At 72.0% G+C, this 16,644-nt stretch carries 10 protein-coding genes; 4 read left to right on the top strand and 6 right to left on the bottom strand.

Features of this window, described 5'->3' with window-relative positions; translation table 11 throughout:
- Positions 1-43: 43 nt before the first annotated feature.
- A complete protein-coding gene (locus ACZ51S_RS06525) occupies positions 44-754 on the top strand; it encodes a TetR/AcrR family transcriptional regulator (RefSeq protein WP_468477772.1) in 711 nt (236 codons plus the stop codon).
- Between the two features lie 135 nt (positions 755-889).
- On the opposite strand, the gene ACZ51S_RS06520 is transcribed toward ACZ51S_RS06525, so the two are convergent.
- The 4 genes from ACZ51S_RS06520 to ACZ51S_RS06505 form a co-directional block, all read right to left on the bottom strand.
- Positions 890-2,332, bottom strand: a complete 1,443-nt coding sequence (locus ACZ51S_RS06520; protein WP_468802695.1) for a GH1 family beta-glucosidase — start codon at positions 2,330-2,332, stop codon at positions 890-892.
- 52 nt (positions 2,333-2,384) lie between these two features.
- Positions 2,385-3,308: a carbohydrate ABC transporter permease gene (locus tag ACZ51S_RS06515; RefSeq protein ID WP_468959931.1), complete on the bottom strand. Its 924-nt coding sequence runs from the start codon at positions 3,306-3,308 to the stop codon at positions 2,385-2,387.
- Between the two features lie 4 nt (positions 3,309-3,312).
- Positions 3,313-4,359 carry a carbohydrate ABC transporter permease gene (locus ACZ51S_RS06510; RefSeq protein ID WP_468477775.1) on the bottom strand — a complete coding sequence of 349 codons (1,047 nt, stop codon included), beginning with the start codon at positions 4,357-4,359 and terminating at the stop codon, positions 3,313-3,315.
- Positions 4,360-4,500: 141 nt separating this feature from the next.
- Entirely contained in the window at positions 4,501-5,862 is a 1,362-nt protein-coding gene (locus ACZ51S_RS06505) for an ABC transporter substrate-binding protein (protein WP_468477776.1), read from the bottom strand.
- A gap of 445 nt (positions 5,863-6,307) precedes the next feature.
- On the opposite strand from ACZ51S_RS06505, the gene ACZ51S_RS06500 reads away from it, so the two are divergent.
- Positions 6,308-7,363 (top strand): LacI family DNA-binding transcriptional regulator, encoded by a 1,056-nt coding sequence (locus ACZ51S_RS06500; RefSeq protein WP_468802694.1) that lies wholly within the window; start codon positions 6,308-6,310, stop codon positions 7,361-7,363.
- Between the two features lie 106 nt (positions 7,364-7,469).
- Here ACZ51S_RS06500 and ACZ51S_RS06495 read toward each other — a convergent pair whose 3' ends face one another.
- Positions 7,470-9,218 (bottom strand): glycoside hydrolase family 6 protein, encoded by a 1,749-nt coding sequence (locus tag ACZ51S_RS06495; RefSeq protein WP_468477778.1) that lies wholly within the window; start codon positions 9,216-9,218, stop codon positions 7,470-7,472.
- A gap of 682 nt (positions 9,219-9,900) precedes the next feature.
- Here ACZ51S_RS06495 and ACZ51S_RS06490 point away from each other — a divergent pair.
- Positions 9,901-12,825 carry a glycoside hydrolase family 48 protein gene (locus ACZ51S_RS06490; RefSeq protein ID WP_468959927.1) on the top strand — a complete coding sequence of 975 codons (2,925 nt, stop codon included), beginning with the start codon at positions 9,901-9,903 and terminating at the stop codon, positions 12,823-12,825.
- A 202-nt stretch (positions 12,826-13,027) separates the two neighbouring features.
- The gene (locus ACZ51S_RS06485; RefSeq protein WP_468477780.1) at positions 13,028-15,496 is read left to right on the top strand and encodes a glycoside hydrolase family 9 protein; all 2,469 of its coding nucleotides are present in this window, start codon (positions 13,028-13,030) and stop codon (positions 15,494-15,496) included.
- 148 nt (positions 15,497-15,644) lie between these two features.
- Here ACZ51S_RS06485 and ACZ51S_RS06480 read toward each other — a convergent pair whose 3' ends face one another.
- Positions 15,645-16,616: a CE1 family esterase gene (locus ACZ51S_RS06480; protein WP_468959924.1), complete on the bottom strand. Its 972-nt coding sequence runs from the start codon at positions 16,614-16,616 to the stop codon at positions 15,645-15,647.
- Positions 16,617-16,644 lie beyond the last annotated feature (28 nt).

Here is a 16,644-nt window from a genome sequence, read left to right as displayed (position 1 = left end):
AAGGCCGTTTACACGTCAATGGTGTTGACGTAAGGTCCCGGCCATGTCCGAACGTGTCATCCCCGAAGGCGGACGCCGGCGCCGCAGGCCCACCAAGCAGGGCGCCGTCCTCTCGGAGGGGCTCATCGTCGAGACGGCGCTGCGGCTGGTGGCCCAGCACGGCGCCGAAGCGCTCTCCGTACGGAGACTGGGCGCCGCGCTCGGCGCCGACCCGAGCGCGCTCTACCGCTACTTCCGCAACACCGACGCCCTCCTCCTCGCCCTCGCGGACGAACTGATCGGCCGGGCGCAGGAGGGCTGGCGGGCGACCGGGGACTGGCGGGAGGACCTGCGGTCGATGGGTCTGCGGATCCACGCCTGCTACCTTTCGCACCCCCAGGCCGCCGTCCTCGGCGCGTACCGCACCACGGGCCGGCTCCATGAGACCCGGGCCGTCGAGCGCATCCTCGGCATCCTCCGCTCGGCGGGCTTCCCGGACCCCCTCGCCGTCCGCGCCTACCACGCGTTCGTCGACCAGGCCCTGGCGTTCGCCGCCCAGGACGCCGCGGCGCTCGCGCTGCCGAAGGCGGCCCGGGAGGCGGACGCGGCGGTCTGGAACTCGGTCTACGGCAGGCTGCCGGCCGACACCCACCCGCACATCGCCGCGGTCTTCCCGCTGCTCGCCGCCGACATGCGGGACAGCGGCTACCCATTCGCCCTGGAACTGATGCTCGGCGCGCTGGAGGCGCTCCGCCCGCCGGCGACCGGGGCCTGAGGCGCGTCCGCCCCGCGCGCGTGCCCGGCGTTCGCGGCGGTTGGCCGGATCGGGCTCGCGGCGGATCAGGCCGCGGCGCATGACGCGCCGCGTGCCGGTGGGCCCGTACCGCCGCCGAGTCCACCGGCACGCCCGCTACGCCCCGCCGGGAGGACGCAGCTCGCCGGTCCGGACCACGCGGGAGTACCAGTGCGCGCTCGATTTGGGTGTGCGCTCCAGGGTGTCGTAGTCGACGTGGACGGCGCCGAACCGCTTGGCGTAGCCGTAGGACCACTCGAAGTTGTCGAGCAGCGACCAGAGGAAGTAGCCGCGCACGTCCGCCCCGTCCGTGATCGCCCGGTGCACCGCGTCGAGGTGGGCGTGGACGTAGGCGGCGCGCTCCGGGTCGTGGACCGTGCCGTCGGGACCCACCTCGTCCTCGTACGCCGCCCCGTTCTCGCTGATCACGAGCGGCAGCCCGGGGTACCGGGCGGCGGTCCGGGTCAGCAGGTCGTACAGGCCGCCGGCGTCGACCGGCCAGCCCATCGCCGTGAGCTCACCCGGCGCCCGGTGGAAGGCCACGCCCTCCGCTCCGGGCCACGGCGAGTGCGCGCTGTCGCCGTGCCCGTCGTCCTGCGGCACCGGTCCGCCCCGCGCGGCGTGCGAGACGACCGTCGGGGTGTAGTAGTTCACGGCGAGCAGGTCCAGGGGCTGGTGCACGGCGGCGGTGTCGCCGTCCCGGACGAAGGACCAGTCGGTCAGGTGCGCGGTGTCCGCGAGGAGATCCTCGGGGTAGGCGCCCTCCAGCATCGGTCCGAGCCAGATCCGGTTGCCGACGGCGTCGATGCGCCGGGCCGCCTCCCGGTCCTCGGCCGAGGAGGTCAGGGGGCGCACCTCGTGGAGGTTGAGGGAGACCGCGACCTGACCGTCCCCGGGCAGTGCCGCGCGCAGGGCCTGGACGGCCAGGCCGTGACCCAGGTTGAGGTGATGGGCGGCGCGCAGGGCGGCGACCGGGTCCGTACGGCCGGGGGCGTGGACGCCGGAGGCGTAGCCGAGGAACGCGCTGCACCAGGGCTCGTTGAGGGTGATCCAGTGCTTCACCCGGTCTCCCAGGGCGTCGGCCACCAGGCCCGTGTACGCGGCGAACCGCTCCGCGGTCGCGCGCTCGGGCCAGCCGCCGGCGTCCTCGAGGTCCTGGGGGAGGTCCCAGTGGTAGAGGGTGAGGGCCGGTGTGATGCCGGCGGCGAGCAGTTCGTCGACGAGCCGGCGGTAGAAGTCCAGGCCCTTCTGGACGGCGGGGCCCCGGCCGGCGGGCTGAACGCGTGACCAGGAGACGGAGAACCGGTAGGCGCCCAGGCCCAGTTCCGACATGAGACGGACGTCTTCGGGGAACCGGTGGTAGTGGTCCACGGCCACGTCACCGGTGTGGCCCTCGAAGACCTTGCCGGGGGTGTGGGAAAAGGTGTCCCAGATGGACGGGGTCCGCCCGTCCTCTCGGGCGGCGCCCTCGATCTGGTACGCGGCGGTGGCCGTACCCCAGAGGAAGTCGGGCGGGAAGGTGCGGGCGGCCGTGAGCGGCCGGGTCTCGGACGCGGTCATAGGGGAGCGCTCCCAACGCGGGCTTGGATGAAGTGGTGCCGGACGGAGTGGGTCAGTTCTTGACGGCGCCGGCGGTGATGCCGCCCACGATGTGCTTGCCGAGGAGGGCGAAGACCAGCAGCAGCGGCAGGGTGGAGATGAGAGCCCCGGTCAGTACGACGGCCTGGTCGACGGTGTGGTTTCCCGCGCCGAGGCCGGCCAGGGCGACCTGGAGGGTGGGATTCCCGTCGGGGGTCAGGGCGATGAACGGCCAGAAGAAGTCGTTCCACGCCTGCACGAAGACGAGCATGCCCAGGACCGCCATCGCGGGCCGGGCGACAGGGAACACCACGTGCCAGATGATGCGCAGGCTGTGCGCGCCGTCCATCCGCGCCGCCTCCACCAGCTCCACGGGCAGGGCCTCGATGAGGTACTGGCGCATGAAGAACACGCCGAAGGCGGCGACCAGCGAGGGCAGGACGACCGACTGGAGCTGGTCGACCCAGCCGAGGTCGGTGATGATCTGGTAGAGCGGGATCACACTGAGCTGCGGCGGGATCGTCATGGTGGCCACCACGAGCGCCAGCAGCGCGCCCTTGCCCCTGAAGGGCAGTTTGGCGAAGGCGAAGCCGGCCAGGGTGGAGAACAGGACGGTGGACAGGGCCACGAGCCCGGCCACGACCGTCGTGTTGACCAGCGCCTCGCCCATGTCGACCTGGTTCCAGGCGAAGGAGAGGTTGTCGAACAGCCGGGGGCCCGGCAGGAGCGGGGCCGGAGCCTCGACCACGCGTTCGCCGGTATGGGAGGCGGCGACCAGGTTCCAGTAGAGGGGGAAGAGGGAGACCAGGGCGGCGAGGCCGAGCAGGACGTAGGTCAGCGGTCCGGCGTGGTGCTGGCGGCCGGCCGACGGGCGAAGGCGCCCGGCGCGCGGCGTCCTGGTGGCGGTCGTGTCGGCGGGGGGCGTGGCGGCGGGGGTCGTGTCGAGTGTGCGGCTCATGGGTTCAGCTCCCCGCCTTCGTGTGCGTGCGGCCGGCGCGGGTGCGGGTGCGGTTGCGGTTCGAGCGGGAGACCAGGGCTTGGAGGCCGCCGATGAGCAGGAGGAGCAGGAGCATGACCCAGGCGATGGCGGAGGCCTGGCCCAGCGCGCCGGTCACCCAGCCCTTCTCGTACATGAGCAGGCTCAGCGTCTGGAACTGGTTGCCGCTGCCGCCGCTGATGCCGACACTGCCGCCGAAGAGCATCGGTTCGCCGAAGAGCTGGGTGGCCCCGATGGTCGAGACGACGACGGTGAACAGGATCGTCGGCCGGATCGACGGGACGGTCACGCTGAGGAACTGGCGCCAGCGCGAAGCCCCGTCCAACGCGGCGGCCTCGTAGAGGTCCTGGGGCACGGCCTGCATCGCGGCCAGGTAGATGAGGGCGTTGTAGCCGGTCCAGCGCCACGTCACGATGACCGAGATCGCGATCTGAGAGGGCCACTTGGAGGATTCCCAGGCGACCGGATCGAAGCCGGCCCAGCCCAGCACCGTGTTGATCAGCCCGTAGTCGGTGTTGAACAGCTGCGCGAAGACGAGAGTCGCCGCCGCGATCGAGGTGGCGTACGGGGCGAGCACCGCCACGCGGAAGAAGCCGCGGCCACGGAGTCTGTAGTTGAGCAGGTGGGCGAGGCCGAGGGCCATCAGCAGCTGGGGAACGGTGGAGATCACGCCGATGGTGAAGGTGTTGGCGAGGGCGTTCCAGAAGAACTCGCTGCCCGCCAGGGAGCTGTAGTTCTCCAGCCCCTTCCACTGGGCGCTGCCGCCGAGTTCCACCCGGTGGAGCGAGAGCCAGCCCGTGTAGACCAGGGGGAAGAGTCCGAAGGCGGCGAAGGTGAGGAAGAAGGGGGCGAGGAAGACGTAGGGGACCGCCTTCAGGTCCAGGCGGTAGAGCGTGCTGCGCAGTCCGCCCCGGCCGGAGGGCCGCTGCTCGCGGGAGCCGGTGCTGGGGGCCGGGGGCTGCGCGGCGGGCGGCGGGGAGCCGCCACTGGTCGCCCGTACGGAGGTGGCCACGGGGGCGTCCTTCCAGGTCGATGCGTGCGGTGAAGCGGTGAAGCGGTGGACCGGTGGAGCGGTGACTCGGACGGCGGCGGCCCACCGCCACCCGCGGGGAGGCGGTGGGAGGCGGGCGGGGGCGGGCCGCCGCGGGCCCCGCTACTTGTCGATCTTGTCCGCGACCAGCTTCCTGACGTTCTCCCAGGCCTTCGCCGGGTCGGTGCCGCGCTGCTCGATGTCGAGGATGCCGTTGTCGGTGAGGAAGGTCTTCACCTGTCCGTCCCAGCGGCTGATCGGGGCGGGCGTGATGCCGGCCGCGGCCTCCGAGTAGATCTTGCCGACCGGAGTGTCACCGAAGTACGCCAGCTTCGCGCCCTGTACCACCGGGGAGCCGAGGGTGTCCTTGGAGGAGGGGATGTTGCCGTTCACGCCGAAGACCTTGGCGTGCTGGGCCGGAGCGGTGAGCCAGGCGGCGAGTTCGGCCGCCTCCTTGACGTGCTTGCCCGACTTCGGGACGGCGAGGAAGGAGCCGCCCCAGTTCCCGGCCACGGGCGGTGCGGCGATGTCCCACTTGCCCTGGTTCTCCGCGCCAGCCTGGTCCTTGATCATGCCGGTCATCCAGCTCGGGCAGGCCACGGTGGCGAACTTCGCGTTCTTGAAGGCCGCGTTCCACGTGCCCTTCTCGTCGAACTGGCGCAGTTTCGCGGTCATTTCGCCCTTGGCCGCCGTCACGGCGGTGTCCCAGGCCTTCCTCACGCCCGGACTGTTCTCGTAGTCCAGCTCGCCCTTGGCGTTGGCGTACTGCACCGGCTCGCTGGCGATCACCGCGTTGAACAGGCCGCTCGCGGAGTCGTGGAAGGAGGTCCCCTCGGGGGCGTTCTTCTTGTACGCCTCGCCGGCCTGGATGAACTTCGCCCAGTCGCCCGCCCAGAGCTTGGCCACTTCGGTGCGGTCGGTCGGCAGGCCGGCCTTGGCGAAGAGGTCCTTGTTGTAGCAGATGGCCATCGGGCCGATGTCCGTGCCGAGGCCGATCACCTTGCCGTCGCCCGTCGTGGCCTGCTTGACCTTCCAGTCCAGGAACGCGCCGAGGTCCGCGCCGCCGGTCTTGCCGAGGTCGGTCCACTTGTCGGCCATGGCGGGTCCGGTCGCCTCCGCGATGTAGCCGACCTCCAGGGCCTGGATGTCCGCGAGGCCGCTGTTGCGGGAGAGGCGCAGCTTGAGGGTGTCCCAGTACTTCTGGCCGTCCGCGACGTTCGACTCTTCTATCTTGATGTTCGGGTGGGTCTTCATGTACTCGGCGTAGAGCTTGGCTCCGGTCGCGTCGTCGTAGCCGAAGGAACCGAAGGTGCCGATCCGCAGCGTGATCTGCTCGCCGCCGGCCGCGCCTTCGCCCTTGCCCTGGTCGCCGTCACCGCCGCAGCCGGTGAGCAGGGCCGTACCGGTCGCCACGACGGCGACCGCGGCGACCGCGTTGATCACGGTGCGGCGTCCGCGTCCGTGCCTGCTGCTGGAAGTGCGCATTCCACTCTCCTCGTCCAAGGTGCTGCCGGTTGTGCGCCATGGGGTCCGGCGGGCGGTTCGCGGCTCGGCCAGGGCCCGCCCGGACCTGATGTGAAAGCCGTTGTCGCACCCGTGGATGGGAGCGCTCCCACGTCGTTGCCGGAAGGTTGCTGCCTTGCGGGTCCAAGTGTCAAGAGAGGAAGGCGAATTCATTACACAGGGGGGTCTCGAGGGCGGGCGGCTTCCTCCACGGGCGCTTCGCGGGCGCGCGGCCGGTGGCAGGAGCTGGACGCGACCGTGGTGGCGGCAGGGGATTGGAGGTACGGTGGGAGCGCTCCCACCCACTCGTCGGCGTAACGTGTCCCACGGCTACGGGGGGCGGGGTGCACCGTCCTGCTGACCTGATCAGCGGGCCGGGCCCGCGCCCGGTGCGGAGTGCGATGGAACACGAGGGGAGTCCACGAGCGTGAGCGGACGGCAGAGCGGCGCCAGGCCCACTCTGGAAGAGGTCGCGGCCCTGGCCGGTGTCGGCCGGGGCACGGTCTCCCGGGTCATCAACGGTTCGCCGCGGGTGAGCGAGCGGGCCAGGGACGCCGTGGCCCGCGCCGTCGCGGAGCTGGGGTACGTACCCAACCAGGCGGCCAGGGCGCTGGCCGGCAGCCGGACCGACGCGGTGGCCCTGGTCATCCCGGAGACCGAGGCCCGGCTGTTCTCGGAGCCGTACTTCCTCGACCTGATCCGCGGGGTCAGCGCCGAGCTGGCCGAGGCCGACAAGCAGCTGCTGCTCACCCTCGTCCGGACCGAAGCGGAGCGGCAGCGGTTCGAGCACTACCTGGCTGCCCAGCGGGTCGACGGCGTGCTGCTGGCGTCGGTCCACGGGAACGACCCGCTGCCCGACCGGATCGCCAGGCTGGGCCTGCCGGTCGTCATGAACGGGCGGCGCTCGGAGGCCGAGCCCGTGGCCTACGTGGACTCCGACAACATCGGTGCCGGACGCGCGGCCGTCGCCCACCTCGCGGGGCGCGGCCGGTCCAGGATCGCGACCATCAGCGGGCCGCTGGACATGTACGTGGCGCGCGCCCGTCTCGGCGGCTACCGCGCGGGCCTCGCCGAGGCCGGGATCCGGCCCGACGAGTCGCTCGAGGTGACCGCGGACTTCACCGAGGAGGGGGGCCGGCTGGCGATGCGCGAGCTCCTGGAACGCGCCCCCGGCCTGGACGCCGTCTTCGCCGCCTCCGACGTGATGGCGGCCGGGGCGCGCGGCGTGCTGCGCGAGGCGGGCCGGCGGGTCCCCGAGGACGTCGCCCTCGTGGGGGTGGACGACTCCACGGTGGCCCGTCTGATGGACCCGCCCCTGACCAGCGTGCGCCAGCCCATCGAGGAGATGGGCCGCACGATGACCCGGCTCCTGCTCCAGAAGATCGCGGAGGACCCCGTAGCCGGCGCCGCCCCGTGGCGGGACGGGGGCGAGGAGCCGCGCCGGGTGCTCCCGACGGAACTGGTCGTGCGGGACTCCTCCTGAGCCGCTCCGGCCGCCCGCCGTCCGCCCCGCACGGAGCGCGCCAAGGCCCGGAGCCCCGCGGAAGGGAGTGCTTCCGCGGGGCTCCGGTCTCCTCACCTGCCCCGCGTCACAGCGCAGGGTGGGCGTTCTTCATGAGCTCCTGGAACTGGGCGGAGAACCACTGGCCGGCGAGCGGGGCGTCCGGGAGGGCTCCAGACATGCTGTTGCCGTTGCGCACGTTGCCCGTGTAGGTGGGGTCGCACATCCGGTCGAACCCCTTGCCCTCGTCGTTCGGGATCTCCTTGCTCGCCCCGTCGGACTCGCCCGGGGGCTTGATCCACACGTAGGCGTCGATGCCGGGGGCCGGGGCCGCCTTCGGTCGTTCGCCGAGTCCGGCGCCGGACTGGTTGCACCAGTTGCCGAGGTGGATGCGCCGGTCGTAGCGGCCGCCGTTGACGTAGGTGTCCACGTTCGTCAGCGCGCCGGGCCCGGTCGGGCGGGCGGTGCCGCCCCAGCCGTTGCGGGAGGTGTCGATGAGCATGCCGATGTTGGCGTCGAAGCCCAGGGAGACCAGCCTGGTCCGCATGCCCTGGGCGTAGGACAGTTCGTCGGTGTAGCGGTTCCAGTCGACCCACTTCGACTGGCGCACGGAGGTGCCGTTGACGGAATCGTCGATCTTGAAGTGGTCCTCCTTCAGGGCGCTGTAGTTCGCGGTGTTGACGACGAAGCCGTGCACCTTGGAGAGCGTGGAACCCTCGGCGGTCGCGGCCTGCTTGAACATCTCGGCGGAGGCGCCGAGGTTGTCGTCCCAGCCGAGCCAGCCGTGGTGGCCGGCGTCGACGTAGTTGTAGACGTTGGCGATCGAGCCGAGCTTGTTCAGGGCGTAGCCGACGCCCTTGACGTAGTTGCCGTTGGCCTTCATCACGTCGCAGTTGGGGGTCGCGGTGGGGCGGCCGGAGACGTTGGTGACCAGGTTCGGCAGTGAGTCGATCTCGACGGTGGTGACGATCCGCAGCCCCGCGTACTTGGGTTCGGCGAGGATCGCGGCGATCGGGTCGATGTACTGCGTCTTGTACTTGTCGATCTCGGTCGGGCCCAGTTCGCCGTTGGAGGCGAGCGCGGAGCAGTCCCGTCCGGGCAGGTTGTAGATCACCAGCTGGACGACGAGTTCGCCGCTGCCCTTCTGTGCCAGGGCCGCGTCGAGGTGGTCGCGCAGGCCCATCTTGCCGCTCGTGCCCGTGACGAGGGCGATGCGGTCCAGCCATACGGCGGTGGGCTGGTTGGACACCCTGCTGCCGCCCGGCTCGGCGGCGGCGTTGGCGGACCACTCGGGGTTCACGTACATCTTGGCGCCGGCGTAGGGGTTGTCGGCCCTGCCGCCGGTGGGCGGAGGCGTGGTCGGCGGTGTGGTGGGCGGGGTCGTCGGGGGTGTGGTGGGGGGCTGGGTCGGGTCGGTGGCGCCGTTGCAGGTGACGCCGTTGAGCTTGAAGGCCGCGGGGACGGCGTTCGTGCCGGTGTGCGAACCGTTGAACCCGAAGGAGGCCGAACCGCCCGTGGCCAGCGATCCGTTGTAGGACATGCTCTTCGCGGTCACCGCGGCCCCGGCCTGGGTGAGGGTGGCGTTCCAGCCCTGGGTGACCTGCTGGCCGTTCGCGTAGGACCACTCCAGGGTCCAGGAGGCGACGGGGTCACCGGTGTTGGTGACGATCACGTTGGCACCGAAGCCGGTGCCCCACTGGTTCGAGATCTGGTATTCGACCTTGCAGCCGGCGGCGGCTGCGCCGGCGCTGGTGCCGAACGCCGTGGCGGTGGCGCCGGCGGCCGTGACGAGACTGAGGGCCGCCAGTAAGGCGGTGCGGGGGATGGTGCGGCTCATGTCGGGGGTGCCTTTCAGTTCAGGGCGCGCCGGCGGTGGCGCGCCCGGTGCCGAATGGGGGAGGGCCGTCGTACGGAGGGAGTGCCGTCGTGCGGGGGAGTGCAGTCGTACGGAGCGGGTGCGGTCGTCGGAACCGGGCCGTGGCGCGGTCGGTGAACGCGTGTCCGCAGGGGGTGTGCTCGCCGCCCTCGCCCCGATCGGGGGCCCGGTCCGCGACCGGGGCGAGGGTGGGAAAAGGTGAGCCACTTGCTCGGGTCGTCGTATGCGATCCCGGGGACCGGCGGGAAACCGCGGGCCCCGGTCCGTGCACGGCCTCCACCAGGTCCCCGTGCCGTGCGGCCTCCTGGCCGAGGGCGGCGGGTACCGCTGTCGCGCGAGGCCGGCCCCGCTCGGCCGAGCGGTGCTGACAGGCGCGGGGGGTGCCGATGAGCGGTCCCGGCAGCGAGGCGCGCCCTGACGGCGCGCCGGCTTATGGAACCGCTCCCACTGGTTGGGGCCAGACCGTAGCGTCAAGAGCTGCCAAGCAAAAGAGGGGGCGGGTAAATTCCTCGCAGATTCCCTTCGACTCCTCACGCGTCTTGACGCCGCCGGAACGCGTCTGCACAGTGGGAGCGCTCCCACTGGTTCTTGTGCGTAGCCGTTCCTCCATCCCGTCTCCCCGAGCCGCGAGGAGAACCACCGCATGTCGTCACATCCCCCACCCTTGTTCCGCGGACGGCGCGGACTGCTGACCGCGTCCGCCACGGCCGTGGCCCTCGCCCTCCCCCTGGGCTTCACGGCCGTCGGCGCCCCCACCGCCGCGGCCGCGGCGGTGCAGTGCAGCGTCGACTACAGGACCAACGACTGGGGCTCGGGCTTCACCGCCGAGCTCACCCTCACCAACCGCTCGACGACCGCTCTCGACGGCTGGAACCTCACCTACGACTACTCCGGCGACCAGCGGCTGACCAACGGCTGGAACGGCATCTGGACGCAGTCCGGCAAGAGCGTCCGCGTCGTGGCCCCGGAGTGGGGCAGGACCGTCGCCGCCGGCGCGGCCGTCACCACCGGCGCCCAGTTCAGCTACAGCGGGACCAACGCCGCCCCCACCTCCTTCGCCGTCAACGGCACCCCGTGCACCGGAACCCACCAGCCCCCGGTCGCCGTCCTGACCAGCCCCACCGCGGGCGCCGTCTACACGGCGGGCACCCCGGTCCCGCTGGCCGCCACCGCCGCCGCGGCCGACGGCGCCACCGTGGACAAGGTCGAGTTCTACAGCGACACCACGCTCCTGGGCACGGACACCACGGCACCCTTCACCTTCGATGCCACCGGCCTCGCGGCCGGTTCCCACTCCCTCTACGCGAAGGCCCACGACAGCCTCGGCGCCTCCGCAGAGTCGGCCCCCGTCGGCATCACCGTCGCCGCCGGTCCCGCGCTCGTCGCCACCCCCGCGCAGCTCTCCGTGCGCCGCGGGGAGACGGGCACCTTCGACGTGAAGCTCTCCAAGCAGCCCGCCGCGAACGTCACGGTGGGCGTGGCCCGCACCTCGGGCAACACCGACCTCGCCGCGGCACCCGCCACGCTCACGTTCACCCCGCCGAACTGGAACACCGCCCAGAAGGTGACGGTCACCGCCGGGACCACCGGCAGCGGCTCCGCCGTCTTCGCCGTGACCGCCCCCGGCCACGCGAAGGCCGAGGTGACCGTCACCGAGCTGGCCGCCGACTCCACGTACGACGCCCGCTTCCTCGACCTCTACGGGAAGATCACCAACCCGGCCGGCGGCTACTTCTCGCCCGAGGGCATCCCGTACCACTCCGTCGAGACGCTGATCGTGGAAGCACCGGACCACGGGCACCAGACGACCTCGGAGGCCTACAGCTATCTGATCTGGCTCCAGGCGATGTACGGGAAGATCACCGGGGACTGGGCCAAGTTCAACGGCGCGTGGGAGACCATGGAGAAGTTCATGATCCCCACCCGTGCCGACCAGCCGACGACCGGCTCCTACAACGCCTCCAAACCCGCCACCTACGCCCCCGAGCACGACCTCCCCTCGCAGTACCCGGCCAGGCTCGACGGCGGAGTCGCCGCCGGCGCGGACCCGATCGCCGGTGAGCTGAAGAGCGCGTACGGCACGGACGACATCTACGGCATGCACTGGCTCCAGGACGTCGACAACGTCTACGGCTACGGCAACGAGCCCGGGAAGTGCTCCGCCGGACCGGCCGCGACCGGACCCTCGTACATCAACACCTTCCAGCGCGGCCCCGAGGAATCGGTCTGGGAGACCGTGCCGCACCCCACCTGCGACAACTTCACCTACGGCGGCAGGAACGGCTACCTCGACCTGTTCACCGGGGACGCCTCCTACGCCAAGCAGTGGAAGTTCACCAACGCCCCCGACGCCGACGCGCGTGCCATCCAGGCCGCCTACTGGGCCGACCTGTGGGCCAAGGAACAGGGCAAGGGGACCCAGGTCGCCGCGACCGTCTCCAAGGCGGCGAAGATGGGCGACTACCTGCGGTACTCCATGTTCGACAAGTACTTCAAGAAGGCCGGGAACTGCGTCGGTCCCACCGCCTGTCCGGCCGGAACCGGCAAGGACAGCGCGCACTACCTGATGTCCTGGTACTACGCCTGGGGCGGCGCCACCGACACCGCGGCCGGCTGGTCCTGGCGGATCGGCTCCAGCCACGCCCACAGCGGATACCAGAACCCCCTCGCCGCCTACGCGCTCAGCGAGTACGCACCGCTGAAGCCCAAGTCGCCGTCCGCCGCCACGGACTGGGCGACCAGCCTCGACCGGCAGCTGGAGTTCTACCGCTGGCTCCAGTCCGACGAGGGCGCCATCGCGGGCGGCGCCACCAACAGCTGGCAGGGGCGCTACGCACGGCCCCCGGCCGGGACCCCCACCTTCCACGGCCTCTTCTACGACGAGAAGCCGGTCTACCAGGACCCGCCGTCCAACCAGTGGTTCGGCTTCCAGGCCTGGTCCATGGAGCGGGTCGCCGAGCTCTACGAGCGGACGGGCGACACGAGCGCCAAGGCCCTGCTCGACAAGTGGGTGGGCTGGGCCCTGTCGAAGACCACCATCAACCCCGACGGCACCTACCGGATCCCCTCCACCCTCAAGTGGTCCGGCGCCCCCGACACCTGGAACCCGGCGGCTCCCGGCGCCAACGCGGGCCTGCACGTCACCGTCGCCGACTACACCGACGACGTGGGCGTGGCCGCCGCGTACGCCAAGACCCTGACCTACTACGCCGCGAAGTCCGGGAACGCCGAGGCCAAGCGGGTCGCCAAGGCCCTGCTCGACGGCATGTGGGCCCACCACCGGGACCCGCTGGGCCTCTCCGTCCAGGAGACCCGGACCGACTACAAGCGCTTCAACGACCCGGTGTACGTGCCCGGTACGTGGACCGGGAAGATGCCGAACGGCGACGCGGTGAACTCCTCGTCCACCTTCGCCTCGATCCGCGGCTTCTACAAGAACGACCCGGCCTGGCCGAAGGTCGAGGCCTACCTCGCGGGCGGCGCCGCACCCGTCTTCAGCTACCACCGGTTCTGGGCCCAGGCGGACATCGCCCTGGCCATGGGCTCGTACGCGGAGCTGCTCGAATAACAGAGCGCCCCGCCCGGAGACCGCTCCGCGTACGACGAGGCCGGGCAGGCCCTCAGGGCCTGCCCGGCCCCTACGCGTCCGCCCGTCACCCGCCCTCCCGGAAGCCCGGACGGCGCATCCGAGCGGCCCGTCCGCTCCCCGCCCGGGTTTCGCCCACCCATCCGTCCCACCCCGCCACTGCTCCCCCCAGGAAGGCCCCACCATGTCTCCTGTCACCTCCGCCCGCGGCGTGCCGCGTCGCGCGGCCGCCGTGCTCGCCGGCTTCGCGCTGGCGGTCGGCGGCCTGTCCGCGACCGCCCTGACCGTTCCGGTCGCGGCTGCCGCCCCCGTGGCCGCCGCCGACTCGTCCGTCCGGGTCAACCAGCTCGGCTACCTGCCCGACGGCCCCAAGCGGGCCACCGTGGTCGGTTCCGCGACGGCCCCGCTCGCCTGGCAACTGCGCGACGCCTCCGGTGCGGTGGCCGCCTCGGGTGCCACCACGGTGCACGGCGCCGACCGGGCGTCCGGCCAGTCCACGCACCTGGTGGACTTCGGCGCCTACACCGGCACCGGCACCGGCTTCACCCTGGTCGTGGACGGCCGGGCCAGCCACCCCTTCGACATCTCCGCGTCCCTGTACGACGGGCTGCGCGCCGACAGCATGTCGTTCTTCTACCAGCAGCGCAGCGGCATCGCGATCGACGCCGCCCTGGCGGGCGGCAGCGCGTACGCCCGCCCCGCCGGGCACCTGGGCGTCGCCCCGAACAAGGGCGACACCGGCGTCCCCTGCCAACCCGGGGTCTGCGACTACCAGCGGGACGTGCGCGGCGGCTGGTACGACGCGGGCGACCAGGGCAAGTACGTGGTCAACGGCGGCATCTCCGTCTGGGAAATGGTCAACTCCTACGAGCGCGCCCGCCGTTCGGGCGGCGAAGCGGCACTCGGCGACGCGACGCTGCGGGTGCCGGAGCGCGGCAACGGGACGCCGGACGTGCTGGACGAGGCCCGTTGGGAGCTGGAGTTCCTGCTGCGGATGCAGGTCCCCGACGGAAAGCCGATGGCCGGGATGGCCTTCCACAAGATGCACGACGCCCAGTGGACCGCCCTGCCGACCCGGCCGGAGCTGGACTCCGAGCAGCGTGAGCTGCACCGGCCGTCGACTGCCGCGACGCTGAACCTGGCCGCCTCGGCCGCGCAGTGTGCCCGCGTGTACGCGCCGTACGACGCCGCGTTCTCCGCGCGCTGCCTGGACGCGGCCCGCCGCGCCTGGACGGCGGCCAGGGCGAATCCGAACGTGCTGGCCCCGGCGAGCGACAACACCGGCGGCGGTGCGTACGAGGACGCCGACGTATCCGACGAGTTCTACTGGGCGGCGGCGGAACTCCTGGCCACCACCGGCGAGTCCCCGTACCGGGACGCCGTCACCTCCTCCCCGCACCACACCAAGCCCGCCGACTCGTTCTGGTGGGGCGGCACCGCGACGCTCGGCCGCATCACCCTCGCCACCGTCCCCGGCGTGACCCTGCCCGCCGGCGACGTGAGCCGGCTGCGAGGCCTGCTGACCGCGGCCGCCGACGGCCATCTGTCCACCATGGCCGGCCAGGGCTACGCGGTGCCGCTGCCCGCCACCGGTTACGTGTGGGGCTCCAACAGCGCCGTCACCAACAACGCGATGGTGCTGGCCGTCGCGTACGAGATCACCGGGCAGCAGCGCTACCGGGCCGGAGCGCTGGAATCCCTGGACTACCTGCTCGGCCGCAACGCGCTCGGCCTCTCCTACGTCACCGGCTACGGCGACCGCTACGCCGAGAACCAGCACCACCGGTTCTGGGCGCACCAGAACGACGCCTCCCTGCCGCACCCGCCGGCCGGTTCCTTCGCCGGAGGGCCGAACGCCGGGCTGGAGGACCCGGTGGCCAAGGAGAAGCTGGCGGGCTGCGCCCCGGCGGCGTGCTACGTGGACGACATCGGCTCGTACTCCACCAACGAGGTGGCCATCAACTGGAACGCCTCACTGGCCTGGCTGGCGGCCTTCGCGGCCGAGCGGCGCGGCGCCCCGGCGGCGCCCGTGGTCCAGGTGACCCCGGCAGCCGTGACGGTCCCGGAGGGCGGCTCGACGCCGGTGGGCGTACGGCTCTCGGCCGCGCCCGCGCAGAACGTGACGGTGACGGTGGCCCGCAACTCCGGCGACGGGGACCTGTCGGCAGCCGCGAGCCTGGTGTTCACCCCCGCCGACTGGGCCACCGCGCAACAGGTTCCGGTCCTCGCCGCGCAGGACGCCGACGCGTCGCCGGGCAGCGCGACGTTCACGGCCGGCGGTCCCGGCGTGGGGCCGGCGGCGTTCACGGCGACGGAGGCGGACGACGACGCGCCGGCGGCCTCCTGCACGGTGGCGTACCGGATCGACAACGCCTGGGGCAACGGCTTCACCGCGACCGTGACCGTGCGGAACACCGGAACCACGACGGTCTCCGGCTGGACCCTCGGCTGGAGCTTCGCGGGTGACCAGCGGATCAGCAACGGCTGGAACGCCACCGTGACCCAGTCGGGCAGTTCGGCCACCGCCCGGGACGCCGGGTGGAACGGCACCCTGGAGCCCGGCGGCAGCGCGAGCTTCGGCTTCCAGGCGACGTACTCGGGCACCAACGCCATCCCGGCGCGCTACACGCTGAACGGTGCGCTCTGCTCCTGACCGCTCACCACGCCCTGAAGGCCCGCCCGCACCGGAACCCCTGGTGCGGGCGGGCCGCTCCCGTACCCGGCGCCGGTACGCGGTGGACGACGAAGGGGTGGAGCCAGGACGATCCTGGCCCCACCCCGTGGTTGCGCGGGCGGGTCACTCACCGGAACTGTGCGAAGAACCTCCAGATCTCTCCCTTGGTCCAGGTGGTGACGCCGCTCTCGTAGGGGGAGCCGTCGACCGGACCGGGCAGGTGGCCGCCGTCGAACGCGGCCCACTGGACCGGGTACCCGGCACGGCAGCCCGAGTAGGTGGTGGTGATGTGCGTCCGGCTGCCCGGGGCGGGCTCGCGCGGGCTCTGCGGAGCGCAGCCGTTGTTGCGGACGAACCGGTCGCGCAGGGACCGTCCCTGCGCGATGCCGAGGACGGCGTCGCCGACGCCGTGGATTCCGAAGTAGGCGATGGGCTGGGTGCCGCCGGCGCACCCGCTGATCTCGGCGCCGGAGATGACGGCGACGGCCCTGAAGACGTGCGCCCGGGTGCACGCGAGTGCGTAGCTCATTCCGCCGCCCCAGCTGAAGCCGGTGGCGAAACGCTGCGCCGTGTTGACGCAGAGGCCGCCCTCGATCCGCCGGATCATGTCGTCGACGAAGGTGACGTCCTCACCGCGCGGATTGGCCCAGCCGTTGTCGAGGCCCTGGGGGGCGACGAGGATCGCGCTGTTGCCGGACTGCTCCTGTTGGCCGTAGTAGGACCACGCGCTCCCGCTCGTTCCGCCCGAGGCGACGTCGCGGGCGGTTCCGCCCCGCCAGTGGAACGCGAGGACCAGCCGGTAGGGACGGCTGCCGGAGTAGTTGTCGGGAACCCTGAGGATGAAGCTGCGGCTCTTGCCGCCGCTCTGGATCGTGTGCGTACCGCTGGCCAGTGTCGGGGCGCTTCCGCATCCGCCACTGGACGACAGCTTGATCGTCTGTGCTTGCCGGTCGCCGTCCACCGTCGCCGCGTCGGCGGGCGCCGGCCGCACCGCGGAGAGCATGCCGATCGTGAGCGTCGCCGCCACCACGGCGGCCAGACGGGACCACCGGCGGTGCGTGCGCGGAGGGGCGGGGGAAGACGTACCGTAGGTCTTCATCGGTTCACCCTTCCGTCGTGGCGGGTAG

The sequence above is a fragment of the Streptomyces sp. NPDC034043 genome, from assembly GCF_055575675.1.
The sequence above is the reverse complement of the archived record's forward strand: the minus strand, read 5'-3'. Positions and strand labels throughout refer to the sequence as shown.